The 19,268-nt window shown below is 29.6% G+C and carries 12 protein-coding genes and 1 pseudogene; all 13 read left to right on the top strand.

The genetic code is table 11. The annotated features are described in order from the left end of the window. The first annotated feature begins 119 nt into the window (after nt 1-119). The 13 genes and pseudogenes from secA to CGEO_RS06120 all read left to right on the top strand — a co-directional run bounded on the left by secA (nt 120) and on the right by CGEO_RS06120 (nt 19,210). Nucleotides 120-2,735 (top strand): preprotein translocase subunit SecA, encoded by a 2,616-nt coding sequence (secA, locus tag CGEO_RS06180; protein ID WP_075531618.1) that lies wholly within the window; start codon nt 120-122, stop codon nt 2,733-2,735. Nucleotides 2,736-2,750: 15 nt separating this feature from the next. Continuing rightward, nucleotides 2,751-3,941 carry an ABC transporter permease gene (locus CGEO_RS06175; RefSeq protein WP_075494388.1) on the top strand — a complete coding sequence of 397 codons (1,191 nt, stop codon included), beginning with the start codon at nt 2,751-2,753 and terminating at the stop codon, nt 3,939-3,941. 579 nt (nt 3,942-4,520) lie between these two features. Continuing rightward, nucleotides 4,521-6,092: a TolC family protein gene (locus CGEO_RS06170; protein WP_075540374.1), complete on the top strand. Its 1,572-nt coding sequence runs from the start codon at nt 4,521-4,523 to the stop codon at nt 6,090-6,092. Nucleotides 6,093-6,978: 886 nt separating this feature from the next. Then, nucleotides 6,979-7,281, top strand: coding sequence for a hypothetical protein (locus CGEO_RS06165; protein ID WP_075540372.1), 303 nt, complete (start codon nt 6,979-6,981; stop codon nt 7,279-7,281). Then, nucleotides 7,271-7,450: a hypothetical protein gene (locus CGEO_RS06160; protein WP_075540371.1), complete on the top strand. Its 180-nt coding sequence runs from the start codon at nt 7,271-7,273 to the stop codon at nt 7,448-7,450. The genes CGEO_RS06165 and CGEO_RS06160 overlap by 11 nt, the downstream gene beginning before the upstream one ends. Nucleotides 7,451-7,475: 25 nt before the next feature. Beyond that, nucleotides 7,476-8,486 carry a hypothetical protein gene (locus CGEO_RS06155; protein WP_075540370.1) on the top strand — a complete coding sequence of 337 codons (1,011 nt, stop codon included), beginning with the start codon at nt 7,476-7,478 and terminating at the stop codon, nt 8,484-8,486. Further along, nucleotides 8,473-9,671, top strand: a pseudogene (locus CGEO_RS06150) (SPM autocatalytic domain-containing protein). Before CGEO_RS06155 ends, CGEO_RS06150 begins: the two are co-directional and overlap by 14 nt. A 258-nt stretch (nt 9,672-9,929) precedes the next feature. Next, a complete protein-coding gene (locus CGEO_RS06145) occupies nt 9,930-11,606 on the top strand; it encodes a calcium-binding protein (protein ID WP_082258987.1) in 1,677 nt (558 codons plus the stop codon). Continuing rightward, on the top strand, nt 11,572-12,444 hold the full coding sequence (locus tag CGEO_RS06140) for a calcium-binding protein (protein WP_172658114.1): 873 nt from the start codon (nt 11,572-11,574) through the stop codon (nt 12,442-12,444). Before CGEO_RS06145 ends, CGEO_RS06140 begins: the two co-directional genes overlap by 35 nt. A gap of 503 nt (nt 12,445-12,947) precedes the next feature. Further along, on the top strand, nt 12,948-14,198 hold the full coding sequence (locus CGEO_RS06135; protein WP_172658113.1) for an ankyrin repeat domain-containing protein: 1,251 nt from the start codon (nt 12,948-12,950) through the stop codon (nt 14,196-14,198). Nucleotides 14,199-14,228: 30 nt separating this feature from the next. Continuing rightward, nucleotides 14,229-14,999: a hypothetical protein gene (locus CGEO_RS06130; RefSeq protein WP_172658110.1), complete on the top strand. Its 771-nt coding sequence runs from the start codon at nt 14,229-14,231 to the stop codon at nt 14,997-14,999. Nucleotides 15,000-15,744: 745 nt separating this feature from the next. Next, the gene (locus CGEO_RS06125; protein ID WP_075540620.1) at nt 15,745-17,220 is read left to right on the top strand and encodes an ankyrin repeat domain-containing protein; all 1,476 of its coding nucleotides are present in this window, start codon (nt 15,745-15,747) and stop codon (nt 17,218-17,220) included. 10 nt (nt 17,221-17,230) lie between these two features. Continuing rightward, the gene (locus CGEO_RS06120) at nt 17,231-19,210 is read left to right on the top strand and encodes an autotransporter outer membrane beta-barrel domain-containing protein (RefSeq protein ID WP_172658112.1); all 1,980 of its coding nucleotides are present in this window, start codon (nt 17,231-17,233) and stop codon (nt 19,208-19,210) included. The last annotated feature ends 58 nt before the right edge of the window (nt 19,211-19,268 follow it).

Raw genomic sequence — 19,268 nt, 5'->3', positions numbered from 1 at the left:
TATAAATTTATATATAGTCTAAATTTATATAGTAAAAAGCGAACTTTTTAAAGCAGTGGCTAAAATTTAATTAAATATATGATAGAATACTAGGTTAAATTTAAAATTTAAGGTAAAAAATGATAAAAAACATTACTAAGATGATATTTGGAACGCAAAATGATCGTATCGTAAAACAGTATGCAAAAAAAGTCATTCAAATCAACGCTTTAGAACCTAAATATGAAGCTTTGAGCGATGATGAGTTAAAAAACGCTTTTGCTACTTTAAAATCGCTTATTCAAGAGGGTAAAAAAACCCTAGATGATGTGCTTTTTGATGTGTTTGCTATAGTTAGAGAAGCTAGTAAAAGGGTTTTAAATATGCGCCATTTTGACGTTCAGTTAATAGGCGGTATGGTGCTTCATGATGGAAGAATAGCTGAGATGAAAACAGGCGAGGGAAAAACACTAGTTGCGACTTTGCCAGTTGTGCTAAATGCTATGACGGGGCGTGGCGTTCATGTCGTTACGGTAAATGACTACCTTGCAAAAAGAGATGCTAAAGATATGGGAGCTTTATATAACTTTTTAGGCTTTAGTGTCGGCGTAATCGTAGGTGGAGAGTATAACGATAGTGTTAGAAAAGAAGCGTATGATGCTGATATAACTTATGGGACAAATAACGAATTTGGCTTTGACTATCTACGAGATAATATGAAATTTAGACTCGAAGACAAGGTTCAAAGAGAGCATAACTTTGTTATCGTTGATGAGGTGGATTCGATTTTAATCGATGAAGCAAGAACTCCACTTATCATCTCTGGACCTACAAATAGAACTCTTGATGGATATGTTAAGGCAAATGAAGTAGCTAAAAAGCTAGTCAGAGGCGAGCCAGCAGCAACTCCACAAGAAAAACCAACTGGAGATTTTACTGTAGATGAGAAAAACAGAACCATTTTACCAACTGAACAAGGCATCACTAAAGCAGAAGAGCTTTTTGGCGTTGATAACTTATATAGCCTTGAAAATGCGGTTTTAAGCCACTATCTTGATCAAGCTTTAAAAGCAAATCACCTTTTTGAAAAAGATGTGCATTACGTGGTAAAAGATAACCAAGTTATCATAGTTGATGAATTTACAGGAAGGCTGAGCGAGGGAAGGCGTTTTAGCGAGGGACTTCATCAAGCACTAGAAGCAAAAGAGGGTGTGAAAATTCAAGAAGAGAGCCAAACTTTGGCTGATATAACATTTCAAAACTACTTTAGACTTTATAAAAAACTAGCTGGTATGACAGGAACTGCACAGACTGAAGCGGCTGAATTTAGTCAAATTTATAGCCTTGATGTTATATCTATACCTACAAATGTGCCGGTTAAAAGAGTTGATCAAAACGACTTGATTTATAAAACTGAAGCTGAGAAATTTGGCGCTGTTATCGAAGAGATTAAAAGACTTAATGCCAAAGGACAGCCGGTTTTAGTAGGAACTGCTTCGATTGAAAAGAGTGAAAAGCTTCATGAGCTTCTTAAAAAAGAAAAAATCGCACACTCAGTTTTAAATGCTAAAAACCATGAAAAAGAAGCGCAAATCATCGCAGACGCTGGTGCAAAAGGCGCTGTAACGATAGCTACAAATATGGCTGGACGTGGAGTTGATATTAAAATCAGTGATGAGATTAGAGAGCTTGGCGGACTTTATATCTTAGGAACTGAAAGACATGAAAGTAGGCGAATCGATAATCAGCTAAGAGGTCGTTCAGGAAGACAAGGCGATCCTGGAGAGAGCAGGTTTTATCTAAGTTTAGAAGATAACTTGCTTAGAATTTTTGGAAGCGATAAGATAAAAAACATCATGGAGCGACTTGGTATAAAAGAGGGCGAGAGTATCGAGTCTAGGATGGTTACAAAAGCTGTTGAAAATGCGCAAAAAAAGGTAGAAAGCTTGCACTTTGAGTCAAGAAAATATGTCCTTGAGTATGATGATATAGCAAATGAGCAAAGAAAAACTGTATATAGATACAGAAACGAACTACTTGATCCAGAGTTTGACTTAAGTGATAAAGTTGATGCAAATAGAGAGGATTATGTTAATTATCTTTTAGAAAGTGCTGAAATTTATAATGGTATGTTAAAAAGCGACTTTAACTTAAAAGCGCTTGGCGAGCTAGCATTTAGCGAGACTGGCGAGGTTTTTGATCCGCTGGATTTAGACAAGGCTGATGATTACGCTAGTTTAAAAGATATGATGGTAGCGCAGCTTAAAACATCTTATGATACAAAAATGTCAGTAGTCGATGAAGAGCAGAAGAAAAATATAGAAAAACAACTATATCTTCAAATAGTTGATCGTGACTGGAGAGAACACCTTTATCAGATGGATATCTTAAAAACTGGAATTGGCTTAAGAGGGTATAATCAAAAAGATCCTCTAACTGAGTATAAAAAAGAGAGTTATAACCTTTTCATAGAGCTTGTTGCAAGGCTAAAAAGCGATAGTATCAGAACTCTTCAAAGTATACGTTTTAAAACTAAAGAAGAGGTAGAAGCTGAAGAGAGAGCTCAAAAACTTATGCAAGAGCAGATGGCGGCTGAGTTAGAAAAAAGCATAAAAACTAATAAAGAAGAGCAAAGCAGTGAGCAGCAATTTAGTAAAAAACCAAAGCGCAACGAGCCTTGCCCTTGCGGAAGTGGTAAAAAGTACAAAGAGTGTTGTGGTAAAAGTGGACCTAAAAAAGGGGCTTTAGCCGTTTAGGCTAAGGAGCTAAATTTGATAAAATATCTAGTTAGTAAATACCTGCGTTTTGATAAATCACAGCCTTTTATAACACTTTGCGCTATTTTGGCGTTTTTGGGTGTGAGTATTGGGCTGATGGTTTTAATCATAGCTATGGCTATTATGAATGGTTTTGATAAAGAGTTTGAGCGTAAACTCTTTACGATGAACTATCCCATAACGATAATGAGCCATTTTAAAGGTTCAATTACAAAAGATGAGCTAGCCACCTTAAAAGCGCAATTTCCAGATATAAAATTTAGTCCTTATATAAGTTCTCAAGTAATAGTAAAAAGTGCTAACAGGCTTGAGGGTGGTATGATATTTGGTGTAAATATCGCTGATGAAAAAGAGATAAATAGTGTAGTTAAAGATGGTATAAAAGATGCAAATTTAAGTGGTTATGGAGTGATGCTTGGCAAAGGCTTAAAAGATGAGTTTTTGCTTAGCGATGGAGAAAAAGTTACTCTGATATTTACTAAAAATGATCCGGGTGGATTTGCTTTGATACCTAAAATGAAGCGCTTTGAGCTAAGAGCGGATTTCACTTCAGGCTTAATCGCATATGACAAGGCTTATATCTATGCTGATATAAATGACTTGGCAAGAGTTTTAGGATACAGCGATGGTAAATTTGATGGGATTCATATATACTCAAAAGAGCCATTTAGCGATATAAAACGCATTAGCGAGGTTTTGCCACAAGGAATGAGAGCTATTGGGTGGTGGGAGCAAAATGGTAACTTTTTTAGCGCGTTAAAACTTGAAAAAAGAGCCCTTTTTATCGTACTTATGCTCATAATTTTAGTTGCAAGTTTAAATATCATAAGTTCGCTTTTAATGACTGTGATGAATCGCCGTCAAGAAATCGCGCTTTTGCTATCTTTAGGAACTTCCAAAAAAGAGATAAAAAAGATTTTTTTCACACTTGGCATGGTTATAGGCGGGGGTGGTATAGTTTTTGGGCTTGTTTTGGGGCTTTTTGGGGTGTGGCTACTTGGAAGTTTTGATATAGTAAATTTACCAGCTGATGTTTATGGAAGCTCGAAACTGCCGATGGAGCTTTCGCTAACTGATTTGGTTATGATAGTTGTAGGAGCTCTTTTTATCGTACTTCTTTCATCTTATTATCCAGCCAAAAAGGCAACGCAAATCGATGTTTTACAAACTCTAAGAAATGAGTAAATTTAAGTAACTTTTTATATAAATTTACCCAGATGTAGCAAAATATAGTGAAAATTTGGTATCTAATTTCACTATATTTTTTGTATAGTTAAATTTATTCGCACGTTATAAATTTAGAAAAATACTATATAAATTTGGTATTTTGGTTTTGCTAAACCATAAAAAGAATATAGATTTAAAACTTAGCTAAGCAAACAAATTTAAATAAATTTTTTAAAATAAAATATCCATAAAATTTTACGAAGTGTCATATGAAATCTTAAAAATATGTTTTAAAAGTATCTATTTTCTAATATCTTTAAATAAATATCTATCATCAAAACCTAAATATAGATAGATTTACTTTAAATTTATCTATATTTAACAAACCATTATATAAAATAGCGTATTTATTTTAGGTTGGCTGTATGAGTTGCTGTTATAATATCTTTAAATTTATATCTATAAAATCGTTTATTAAATTTATAAAATTTACATTTTGCTTTATTTTATTAAAAATTAAATTAATTTATTTAATAAATTTTAGATTAAAAAATTTATTTACCACCATGATTTATAGCCATACGATAAGGTAAATATATGATAAAAAGTATTATTCAAAATTATTTTATAAATGTTGATAAAAAGGGCTTTAAAACTTACTTTAAATTTAAAATTTTATTTATAAAATTAGCTGGCACAATTAAAAAAATATTGTTTAAAAGTATTAAAACTATTTTTATATTTTTAACCACTATTTTTTTAACTAGCGGATTTGCTGCTGATAAAAACTATGATTTATCAACCGTATCAAACACAAATAAGCAAAAAAGTACTAAATTCGACTATCTAAATGACGCTTTTGATGGTGCAAAAGATTTGGATGTTGATTATAAATCAAGTATTAAAAAAAGATATCCTAGTTATATGGGTGATAAATTTAGCTTTGATAGTTTGCTTGAATTTACTCTTTTGAACTCGCCTGGTATAAATTTAGCTAAAATAGATGTGTTAAGTGCTTTAAATGAGTTTGATTATGCAAGAGCAAATTACTATCCAGAACTTGGAATTAGCGCAAATACTGAGTATTCTAAACGCTTTGATAGTGGAGTAAACTCGGTTTATATAGGAAATGATAGTTTATCATCTCAAACTACATATAGCAACTCGTTATCGCTTGTTTTAAGATATGATTTGTTTAAATTTGGAGCTGATTATTATGCCGCCGAAGCTGCTCGCGAAAATATCACAAATACAAGATATAAAAAGTGCGTTTATGAGTTAAATACTTCATTAAATTTATTAGAAAGCTATTATGAAGTACTTATGTATAAAAACAGAGTCGATATCTATGAAAAGTTAAAAAACTTATATAAAATGCTATATAACTACCAAAAAAGGCTTCTAAAAGCTGGTGAGATAGATAAACTTGCCCTTGCTAATAGCGCTATATCGCTAGCCGATACAAGCTATGAATTAGAGGAGTTGTGGCTAAATGCAAATAACTCTTTAAGCAAATTAAATGCAATTTCGGGAGCAAAAGTAAAAGATATATCTTTGCTTGATGATTTTGGTTTAAATGATACAAATTTAGGATTTAATAAATTTGAAGATACTATTATAGCAAAGCAGTTTGACTACGAACTTATGCAAAACGAACTTGCTCTAAAAGCAGAAGAAAAATCATACTATCCAACTATATCATTTTATGCACGATATGATTTATATGGAAGCGATATGGATAGCTATAGGGCTTCTCAAAAGGATTTGGAAAAACATGGTTATAGAGTAGGACTTAGCTTTTATATGAGTTTATTTGATGGTGGTAAAAGAGATACAAAAGTGAAAGAAAAAGAGATAAATAAAAATAGAATATTGCTTAAAAAAGAAGAAGCAAAACTTGAGTATGAAAAAGATATAGCAGATCTCTCGTTATACTTAGGAAATAAAGATAGGATTGAAAATATTTTAAAAGAGCTACAAACATTATCAAACGATACTCACTCTATGCAACAACGCCTTAACCAAAGCGGAGAAAACTCAAAGATAGATGTGTTAAATGCTATTATAATAGCGCTTAAAAAAGAGCTTGATTATAAAGAGCATATCATAAAAACTGGATATAATGCTACTAAAGCAAATTTACTATTAAGAAATTGGTGTGGCGAGTAGAGGATAAATACATGAGTAATAACACTGTTTATAACCATATCTGCTATAAAAAAATGATAGTACTAAAGAGTTCCTATGCGCAACTTCATCTACAGCCGTATCTAACACTTCAATTCTAATTATATGTCCAAAAACTACTAACAATAATGCAAATCACACCTCTACCCAAGCAAACATTACTATAACCAATGAAGCTTATATTTTGATATGATGTGTAGCCTAGATGATGGAAGTGTAGATAATGATACGTTTAACTATAAATAATACTTTAAATTTAAACACAAACAACAACTCAACTTCCAAACACTTTAAAAATGTTGCTTAGTAATAAATTTCATTTTTAAATTGTTTAAATAAAATTAAATTAAAATTATACTTTAAGATTTAAAAATATATAATTTAACTATGTAAATTTAGAATAGTTTGATTAGGAAGCTAATATAAACAAAGGGATAGTATTATGGCTGTTGTGCTAGTGTTTTTTATCTTTTGTATTATCATGTTTTTTATAATGAGAAGTATTTGGCTAAAAAACCTATTCATTTTTTAAAACAATGCTTCCGCTTGTTAGTTTGTTTATAATTTTTACTATAGACATAATTCCTATTAATTTAACTTTTAATTATCTTTGTAAAAATAAAGCAGGAATTATAATTTATAAACAAGCAAAAATTGATGGTATATACGAACAGTTTCTTATAGATTGTAATATTAGAAAAATAAAGCATATGAATGATTTATACTTTGAGTCTGGACTCAAATTTCAAGAATACGATACTAAAAAAACTCTTTAAGCAAATTAAATGCAATTTCGGGAGCAAAAGTAAATAAACAAGCTATTTGCCATATTTACAAGGATGAAAATGGCGATATACAAGCTGAAATTTTGGATAAACAAAAGGCAAAGTATGCTTTTAAATATTATGGGTATAGTGGATGCAACAATGCATCCAATGAGCGTTGTAATATATGGATAAAATCAAAAGGACTTATTTTAAAAGATATTAGTGGAAATAAAATTGCGGAGTATAGGAGTTATGAAAAAATAAATTTATTTAATTATATATATCTATCTATATTTGGTGAGCTTTCTTGGGGATATGTAGGTTGCGAAGAAATATATAAAAATATTTCAGACGCGATAGATAATAAGAACAAAATATTAAAGGAATTAAATTATGAGTATTAAAATTTTTGATTATGAAGCAAATGCGTGGTTGGCTGTTGCTGCTTACAAAAAGATAGATAAGGATATTGGAAAAAAAGGAACTTTATTTAGAAAATGGTTTGACGATAAATTCAAAGAAATTTCATCTTTTGCGGATAGTGCCACTGGGTTTTTCAGCTACGCTATATAAAAATAAATCTACTGGAAAGCATACCTTGGCAATCGCTGGAACAAATCCCTATGAATTTAAAGACTTGTTAAACGACATCTATTTAGGAGTAAAAGGCAAAGCTTACGAACAAGAAATTTCTTTAGAATCTTTTTATAAAAATTTAATCAATAATGGTGTCATTGGTAAAAATGAACAAATAGATGTCGCCGGACATTCATTGGGTGGTTTTTTGGCTCAAATTTTTCTTTCTAGGCATAAAAACATAGTTGATAAAACATATACTTACAATTCGCCTAGTATAGGTGGTGTTGTGGAGAATATCAAGAAGTTATTTGGTGATGTTCAAAATATTCATAGCGATAAAGTTTATAATATAATTGCAAAAAATGGTCCAATATTTACTGCTGCAGCTGGAACTCATACTGGTAAAAATGTAGAAATTTCACAAAGTGGACATGGTAGTATAGATCTTGCAAACAAATTGAGTCTATATGCTATGTTTATACAAGCTGATTCGAATCTAAATATAGAAGATATGACAAAATATTGTGACGCGATTGATAAAAGTTATTTTTCTTTGTATAAAAAATCAATCGATGTTTTTAATAAGATTTTAAATCTTAAAAGTTTGGGCGATTATAGAGACGATATTATTAATATAAAAAATAACTTAAATTCGACTTTAGATATAGATTTTCTATATTCAGCCCTACTGGTAAATAAAAATTTTTCAAGCTCATCTTTATCAACTCCAGCTTTATATGCATTGATAAATTTAAATCCTTTTATAGTATCAAACATAAACTCAAGTGCTTATGATGAAATAGCTAAATTCAAAGATGAATATAGCACTAATTATATAAAAGATAAAGCTAAGATGTTAGAGTCAGCTCTTGATAATACTAAAAACACAGGAACATACTTTAGTGATAAACAATCAGGAGTAAGTCTAGACCTAACTCAAGACTTTAATAATATATTTGATGAATATCACTTTGGAACTAACTCAAATGATACTATAACAAGCTTAGGAACAAAAAATGGTGAGGAATAAAATTTATACCCTAGCAGGAGATGATACCATAACAGCTTCATTAGGCAATAACTACATAGAAGCCGGAAGCGGAAGTGATACTATAGATTTAAGCAGTACTTCTAAAAGTAGTAAAAATATAGTTTATGCAGATATAAAATATAGTAAAAACAGCAACGATAAAGATAGTGGAAATGATGTAATCATAGGAGGAAAAGGACAAGATACTATCTATGGTGGAAGCGGAAGTGATACCTACTATGTAGATGATAAAGATATCATTACAGATGATAGCGATGGAGAGGGTAAGGTCTACTTTAATAACACTCTTTTAACTGGTGGAACATATGATAAAGATAAAGGTTTTTATCTAAGTGGTGATAAAACAACTGAATATCACTTAAATGGCAATACTCTTATAGTAAAGAAAGATAGTAAAGCCTTAACTATAAACAACTTTAACAAAAATTTAGAAGAGACAAAAGGATATCACTATTTAGGTATAGATCTTATAGAAGTAGATGAGATAGTAGTAACCATATCAGATAGCTCAGCTAAAGAAGGAGACAGTGCTAATCAATCAATGAAATTTAATGTATCATTAAATAGAGCATTAGAAAAAGATGAAAAACTTACGTTAAATATAAATAATGAAGATATAGTTTTTAAAGAAGGGGAATCCAGTAAAGAGTATACTTATAAATGGAATGGCAATAAAACAGAAAATGAGGATATAGAGTTTACGGTAAACGCCACTGTAGTAGAGGATAAAACATCTAAGAATATAAAAGCAAGAGATATAACAGAAGGAATTGGCAAGATAAGTGATGATGATAAAGATGATGACCCAAACAACCCGGACCCAGAAACATATGATCCACTAGCAATTGATTTAAACAACGATGGAACTATATCTTTAAGTAAACTAGATGGAACTATATACTTTGATTTAGATAGCAATAACTTCAAAGAAGCAACTAACTGGATAAATAAAGATGATGAACTAATAGCAATAGATTTAAACAACAATGGCATATAGATAATGGAAATGAGCTATTTGGTAATAAAACCAAATCAAACAACACTATCTCATATACAAATCCAAATTCAAAAAATGGTTACGAAGTACTAAAAGAGTATGATAGCAACAACGATAATATCATAGATAAAAACGACCTTAAATTTACTAAACTCCTACTATGGTAAGATATAAACCAAGATGCCATCTCTCAAAACAATGAACTTATAAGACTATCAGATAAAGTTAAATCAATAAATTTAAACTACACAGATACAACCAGCACACAAACATCAACCGCTACACTAAATGATACAAACAACACTACAGTAACTACACAAGATTTATACTTTAATGTAGATTTAAAAGACTCACAAGAGATTATAGATAACAACTCTATACCACCTTATATAAAAACACTTCCAAATGTAACTGCTACTGGAAATATGCAAAATTTACATACTGCTATGAGTAAGAATGATAAATTAACTACTATGGTAAATCTATATCTTATGATGGATAGTAAAACAAGAAAGAGTCATATAGATGAGATTATTTATAAATGGGCTAAGGTAAGCAATATAGATAAAAATAGCCGTGGAAATAACATAGATGCTAGAGTTATGGGAGTATATGAGAAGATAACAGGTAAACCATTTACTTGGTTTGGAAGGATAAATGATAACAACCCAAACGGATATGTAGCTCCACTTATTATAAATTCCTACAATGAGTTTAAAAGTTATGTCTATACTAACTTAGAGCTTCAAACCACATATAAGAAGTTGAGCTTAGATTTGAAATATCAGCACTTTAACGCTCAAACCAATAGATATGAGTATAAATTTAACTCTTTAAACCAAGAGCTAACTAAACTATATGAAGCTAAAAAATATGATGATATCATAACCTTAACAGACACTATAAGAAAAGCAACTATCTATAAAGCAAACTACCAGAACTCACTTAAAACAAATTTAATAACTTTAGCTAAAGATGATGGCAAATTTTTATCTATAATACTTGGAAGTGTAATAAATGGCACGAGTAATAGCGATAATTTATATGGAACAAACGAAAACGAATTTTTAATAGGTGATAAAGGCAACGATACTTTAAATGGTGGAAATGGTAATGATATATATAGTTTTTCTAAAGGAGATGATAATGATACCATCTATGATAGTGCAGGGGCAAATGATACAATCATATTTAATGATATAAAATCATCACAAGTAAAGCTAACAAGAGATTTAGCTGACTTAGTTATAACCACCATAGATGATAAAGGAGTTAAAACAGAAGATAGCATAACTATCCAAAACTACTTTAACATAGTAGAAGAGCTAGGAAATGGTGTTGTTGAAAATATTAAATTTAGCGATGGAGTTATTTGGGATTTAAACGAAATACTTAAAAATGCTCCTATTATAGCTACAGATGGTGATGATAGGCTAACATTAACAAACAAAAATGATACATTTGACTCATTGGGTGGAGATGATACTATAAATGGAGGTAATGGAAATGACACTATAAATGGAAATGATGGAGATGATATACTTCATGGAGATAATGGTAATGATATACTAGATGGTGGAAGTGGAGATGATACTTTAGAAGGTGGATTTGGAGATGATGTTTTAATAGGTGGACGTGGTAATGATATACTAAAAGGTGGAGTTGGAAATGATATATATGTATTTGACGAGATGTTTGGAAATGATACTATAATTAACTCGAACCACAGTGCTAATCTAACTGATGTGGATTGTATCAAATTTAACAATCTCTCTTCAAAAGATATCAAACTCATTAGAGATGATAAAGATTTACTTCTTATTAAAATAAACCATATATCTATATTTAAAAGCATATTAGATAGAACAAACTCTATAAGGGTGGAAGATTTCTTTATAAATGATAAAGAAAACTCTACATCGCTAAACAGTCTATCCAGCATAGATAAAATCATATTTAGTGATAAAATACTAAATTTACAAGATATAAAAAATACCGTAATAACCCCAACCAATCAAGATGATATTATATACGCATATGCCATTGGTAGTACTATATCATCATTAGATGGAAACGATAAACTTTATAGGGAATGTAGGTAATGATATATTAAATGCTAATAATGGCATGGATACTATCATAGGTAACAAAGGTGATGATGTATTAAGTGGTGGAAATGGCGATGATGTTTATCTGTTTAACAAAGGTGATGGAAAAGATATAGTGAGTGATAACTCTATTTTTTCTAACCATGATATTATTAAATTTATAGATGTAAATAAAGATGAAATCTCACTTTATAAAGATAAAGATAATCTTATAATAAAATATGGCGAGAATGATTCAATCACTATAAAAGGCAATTTCTCAAATTTAGCTAATAAAATAGAATTTTTTGAGTTTAAAGATAAAGCAATAAGCTATAATAGACTAATGCAAACTACACCTATTGAAGAGAATTTAACTATATTTGGAACATCTAATGATGACACCTTAATATCTAAAGCAAACAACTCAACTCTACAAGGAGAAAATGGTAATGATACATATATCATAACTAAAGAAGCAACCAACACAACTATCAAAGATAAAGAGCTAATAAATTTAATAGAAGGTGGAGATGATACCTTAATACTTCAAGGAGTTAAAAAAGAAGAGATTAGCTTTAAACTAGATGGAGTATTTATGCAAGACTTAGTTATAAGATATGGAAGCGATAACAACACTACTTTAACAATCAAAAACCAAACAAACAAATATTCTCAAATAGAGACAATCAAACTAGATGATAACTCATTTATCTCAAATGAACAAATAGATAAGATAATACAACAAGTAAATGCTTATACGAGCGATAATGGTATATCAAACATAACTCACGATGAAGCAAGAAACAATCAAGCCATTATGCAAATATATGCTAGTGGATGGGGAAGTTAAGAGATAAGAGATATAAAAGAAACAAGTAAGTAAAGAAAAGATAAAAAAGAAAGAAGTGAATCTATAAAAGAGATAAAGAAAAATAAAATAAGATAAAATCAAAATTAAAATTAGACACTGGATTTTAAATCTAGTGTCTTTTGCTAAAAGTATTGAATTTACAAGCTATATATAAAAACCATCGAAGAAAAAGAAATTACAACTTATTTAAGCCAAAGAAAAATACTTAAAATATAATGGATTCTAAATATCAAAGATTTTCAAATCATATATACGACTAATAAAAATTCTCTTTAAATTCATATTAAAACATCATTAAAATAACATAAATTTAAAGAGCATTTAACTTCCATTGATGTAGAATTACAAGGCAAATTTCTATATAAATCAAAATATGCAAATTTAGCAGACTTAAATTTAAAACAACAATACATCAAATTTAAGTTTTTAAAATAGATAAAAATAAATATTAAAAATTATATAAATTTACTAAAAGGAAAAAATTGAAAAAGGTATTTAAATTCTTAGCCATATTAATAATACTTTTAGTAGCTAAGCTACTATATAATGAGTATAAACTAAATCAAACCTCTCACTTCACAATCACTTCAGACACAAACGTTTCTGCTATACCAGGACTTAGTAAGTATGTAACTCAAGAAGAGGTTGATGAGTTCGCATTCGATTATTGGGATATACATACATATAAGGTAGATAATAATGAAACTCTTGAATCGCTTAGGCACATGCTTCAAGAAAAAGATACTAGTAGTGTTATAGGTTTTTTTAAAAAATATAATCTTAGTGTAGATGCACCACTTCACTATGGAGTTACCCCACTTATGTATTCTAGCTTTTATGATGATGTAAATACAACCAAAGAGCTTATAAAACTAGGTGCGAATATCCATCAAAAAGATAAATACAAACTTAGCCCACTAGCTTATGCTATAGAAAATAATTCTATAAAAACAGCAGAAATTTTACTTAAAAACGGTGTTGACCCAAATTCTGTAAAATATATTCAAAAGTATTTAGATAGCCCTGCATATGCTTCTAATTTGATAGATTATATAGTAGTAGATGGAGAAAATATAGAAATAAAATATAATGTAAAAATCGCAGAGAGGTCAGAAGATAGTTATCGCCCATCTTGGACAGTATTTTTTTATCTAGGCTATAGCAACTTTGTAGAAATGGCTGATTTGCTTTTAAAGAATGGTTATAGGGCTGATTATTGTAAGCATAGTGGAGATAAAGTTCCTATATTGGATATATGTTATGATGGACTTGAAAACATCCCCAACTACGAACCTATGTTAGAACTTATGCTTAAATACAACGTCCCTGGACAACCTACAAAAGAGCAACTAAAAGAGGCGTATGATGAGTGTTATGAAGATAGAGCTTGGTTTTTAAACGGAGATTATGATGATTATATATACAATGCAACAAGACTTAATAAAATTATGGAAAAAGAAGGAATGAAAATAAAACAACCAATCTCTAAAATAGAGTATGATAGTAATAAAGCAAGAACCTTAAGGTATTATAATAAACACTGTACTGATAAAAACGGAACTTTTAAAGATACAAAAGCATATATAGACTATGCAAACGAAAGCGCAAAGGAATATGCAGTATCTAGATTTTTACGAATAAACAAGAATAACCCATCTAAGGTGATTTACCTTGATAAACACTCAAGTAAGTCTAACTCAAATTTAACAGATAAAAATAAAAATAAAAACTAAAAACTAAATAAATTTAAAAAGGAGTACCATATGTCAAACTTTAGTCGTTCTAACTATATAAAAGATAAAGTTCAAAAATACAGTGCAAACATAGCTGGTATAGTTAACAACTACAACGACCCTGTTGGACTTGCAAAAGAATTAACTGATTTGTTTAAAAACGCAATAGAAGACACTATCGATAAAAATGTCAAAGATGCTAGTGAAGCAGATAAGCAGTTTGCTAATATGCAGAAAAAAGGAGATGACTTTATCTATGCTAAAGATAACAACACTATCTACGCATACTCCGGTAACGATACAATCATATCTTATAACAATGACATAGTATATGCAGGAAATGATGATGACACCTTAATATCTAAAGCAAACAACTCAACTCTACAAGGAGAAAATGGTAATGATACATATATCATAACTAAAGAAGCAACCAACACAACTATCAAAGATAAAGAGCTAATAAATTTAATAGAAGGTGGAGATGATACCTTAATACTTAAAGGAGTTAAAAAAGAAGAGATTAGCTTTAAACTAGATGGAGTATTTATGCAAGACTTAGTTATAAGATATGGAAGCGATAACAACACTACTTTAACAATCAAAAACCAAACAAACAAATATTCTCAAATAGAGACAATCAAACTAGATGATAACTCATTTATCTCAAATGAACAAATAGATAAGATAATACAACAAGTAAATGCTTATACGAGCGATAATGGTATATCAAACATAACTCACGATGAAGCAAGAAACAATCAAGCCATTATGCAAATATATGCTAGTGGATGGGGAAGTTAAGAGTTAAGAGATATAAAAGAAACAAGTAAGTAAAGAAAAGATAAAAAAGAAAGAAGTGAATCTATAAAAAAGGTAAAGAATTAAAGAGATAAACAATAAACAAAAAAAGTATAAGAGATGGCAAGAGTATATGCTAACCATCTCTTTTATTTAAACATTATCTAACTCTTTGGTTTAGATATTATATAAATTTAGAATATAGACTAATCTTTAAATATAAAAAACATCTTTAGTTTTTACTATAAAAACAAAGAATAAAGTTATTAAAGATAAATCAGAGAAAGATAAAAGAAAGAAACGAATCTATAAAAGAGATAAAGAAAAATAAAATAAGATAAAATCAAAATTAAAATTAGACACTGGATTTTAAATCTAGTGTCTTTTGCTAAAAGTATTGAATTTACAAGCTATATATAAAAACCATCGAAGAAAAAGAAATTACAACTTATTTAAGCCAAAGAAAAATACTTAAAATATAATGGATTCTAAATATCAAAGATTTTCAAATCATATATACGACTAATAAAAATTCTCTTTAAATTCATATTAAAACATCATTAAAATAACATAAATTTAAAGAGCATTTAACTTCCATTGATGTAGAATTACAAGGCAAATTTCTATATAAATTTAACATAGATATATTTAGTATAATTAAATTTAAAACAACAATACATCAAATTTAAGTTTTTGAAATAGATAAAATGAATATTAAAAATTATATAAATTTACTAAAAGGAAAAAATTGAAAAAGGTATTTAAATTCTTAGCCATATTAATAATACTTTTAGTAGCTAAGCTACTATATAATGAGTATAAACTAAATCAAACCTCTCACTTCACAATCACTTCAGATACAAACGTTTCTGCTATACCAGGACTTAGTAAGTATGTAACTCAAGAAGAGGTTGATAGCTTTTCTTTTAGGTATTGGGATATAGATGTAAATGAGGTAAGAAATAACCCTTTTATGGAAAACTTTCGTCAAATTTTAAAAAGTAAAGATACGGCTAATATTTTGTTATTTATAAAAGATAATAATATAAGTGTAGATACACCGCTTCACTATGGCGTTACGCCTTTGATGTATTCGAGTTTTTATAATGATGAAAACACTACAAGAGAACTTATAAAACTTGGAGCTGATATACACAAGAAAGATAAATATGGTTTAAGTCCTATGGCTTATGCTATTTCAATGAATTGCGTTGGAGTGGTCAAAGATTTATTTGAGCATGGAGTTAGATTTGAAGAGGTTGATTTTGTTCAGGGATATCTTTTAAGCCCTGGAAATAGCAGTTTAAAAGATGTAAAGTTTTATGATGATAGAACAGAGCTTGTGTACGAATATAACTGGTATCAAAAAGTAGCAAAAGGCAAAGCAGGTTTTAGTTTGTTTGATTATCTTTTGCAACACAATTTAATCGAAATAGCAAGAATGGCACTAGAGAGTGGTTACCGTCCACTACCTTATTGTAATTATGGTGATATCGCAGAGTGTGCTAACTCATATTATGATTTTTATAGTAGTGAAGAGATAGATAGAATGATAGAAAATGAAAGCACAAGTATTAAGTATATGGGTGTTGAGCTTTTTATGGATTATCAGTTTTATTCTTTTTCATTATATCGTCGAATGGAAAAAGTTCCAAATCATGAAAAGATGCTTGATTTGTTTTTAGAATACAACATTGCTGGGCAGCCAAGTAAAGGAATGTTAGAATATGAGATGAAAATTTGTATTGGTGATTTTAGATATGCGGTAATGTTTAAATATGACATGATATATTTTAATATACTTGATAAAAATCCAAAGGAAGATGAAATAAAAAAATTATATTCTACAGATGTTGCAAAGATGAATTATGAAGAGATATTAAAAGAGTTTGGTAAAAGCGGCAGAAGATTGGATAATAAGCAGCTAGAAGATTTCAATTTTTATACTAGAGCCATTAGAGATTTTGGAAATTTTTGCGGAGAAGATTATATGAGTTTAAATTTTTCATCCATAGCTGATATCTTTGAGTGGCGAAGGAGTAAAGACAGAAAAGGAATATTTAAGGGAACAAAAGAGTTTGTTAACTATAGACATATGAAAGAAAATAGAATGCAGATATTTAATTTTTTCGAATATGATGATAAACCAACGGATTCCAATGAGTCGGTATATGTTGATAGAAATGAGACTAAACCTAGTAGTAACATTATTATAATGAGATAAGGATAAATTTATGACTGAGTTTAACAAAGAGGAATTTATTGAAAAAAGAGTAAACGGGACTACTGATATTATTAAAGGTTTTGTTGGTGGTGATGATTTGGATTTTGCTAAGGGTGTTGTAGCAAAACTTCAAGCATTTTATGAGGATATTTTAAGCGACGCAAAAACAGAGACCGAAGCTGAAATGATATTAAGAAAACAAACAATGGGCTTTTTGTTTGGTGCAGCTGGAGTCGCTATAGACTTGCTTACTGCTACTGAGGTAAAAAAGTTTAATTATGATATATTTGATGGAACTAGTAAAGAGTTGGGTAGGAGTTTACATTATGATGAAAATAGACGAGAGATATTATATCTTGCTAAAGTAGCTGCTGGAGTTGCAGTAGAGTTTATGATGACTAAAAATGTTATTACAGGAGCTATATCTCAAATTGTAGATATTAAAAATATTTTCGTTCAAAATCATATAATACAAATTGATTACTACGATGTAAATTCGGCTCAAAATTCATCTATAACAGAGAGAAAATACATAATAGCAAATCCAAGTTCTAATTTCCATACCATACTAGGTGGTGTGTGGAGTAAAATAAAAGCAGATATAGATGCCGGACTTAGGAGGGTAGTTTTATCTATTAGTAATGAAATTGGTTCTATTAATAAAGAGTCGGTAGAAATTGTTTATCATAAGGAATATATGGAAAATCAATTATTGCCAAATACTTTCGAGTTTAGAAATTTTTCAGAGAGAAAAATAGCTTCGTTGTTAATACAAACAGACTACCCTTATAGTAAAAAAACCTATATTGCAAAAGCAAAAAAAGCAGATGCTTACGAGCTTATGACAAATTATTATATAAACAGGTCAAAGCATATTTTGGAAGATTTAAAAGATAGTGTTAGAAAAAAATTTGCCGCACTTTGTTTGAAAGAGTTAAAAGGCTATGCTTTATCTAACGAAGGATATCCAGATGATGGTGATTATACGGAGCTTTCTATATATTCTGAAAAGCATTTAAACTATAGAGTAAAATTTTTAGATGAGTATTTACACCAAGAATTTGGTGCATCTTTAAAAAATGGTATAAACTATAAAGATATAGCTACTAATAAAAAAGTTGTAAGTGAAAATAATATATATGTAACCTTTGTAGACCAAGAGTTCGCCACTGTATCATCAAAACAACAAATTATTTTTGGATATTCTAATAATGACAGGATAACATCTAGTGGATCTGGTACAGCCTACATCGAATCCGGTCTTGGTTGTGATACTATAACTACAGGAGATGGTAATGATATCATCTATACAAATGCAAAAATAGATGATGGAAATGATAAAGAAGATTCTAACACTACTAATACTGTAAACTCAGGTAAAGGTAATGATCAAATATATGGCTCTAAAGGAGTTGATAACATAACTGTAGATGATGGAGTAAATGCTATATATTCTAAAGATAGTGATGATAGTGTAAATACAACCAAAGGTAAAAACACTATCTACTTAGGAGCTGGAAGCGATAGTGTAAATACAAATGGTGGAGAAAACACTATCTATACAGGATTAGATAACACAAGCCAAGAAGATAAAGATAGTAAAGATGATATAAATACTATAAATTTAACTAACGGAAATAACACAGTATATGGCTCTAAAGCACAAGATATAGTAACTTCAAATGAAGCTAAAAGCGACATCTTTACTAAAGATGGAGATGATAAAGTAAGTATCAGTGGTGCAGAGTTAAACAATGTATTTACAGGAAGTGGAAATGATACTATAACTATAAATGGTGGCAAAGGACATATAGTTTATACCCATAAAGATAGCATAGATGGCTTAGACTTAGATACTAAAGATAGTACTAACACAGTAGAGATAAATTTAGGTAAAAATACCATCTATGGTGGTAAAGGCAAAGAAAGCTTAACTATAAAAGATGGAGATAATACAGCCTATCTATATAATTATTTAAAATCAGCATAAATTCAACATCTAAATTCCCTTTAAATTTATATTAAAAAATTATTAAAATAACATAAAT

It is taken from the genome of Campylobacter geochelonis (assembly GCF_013201685.1).
GTDB lineage: Bacteria > Campylobacterota > Campylobacteria > Campylobacterales > Campylobacteraceae > Campylobacter_B > Campylobacter_B geochelonis.
This window is presented reverse-complemented; position numbering and strand designations above follow the sequence as displayed.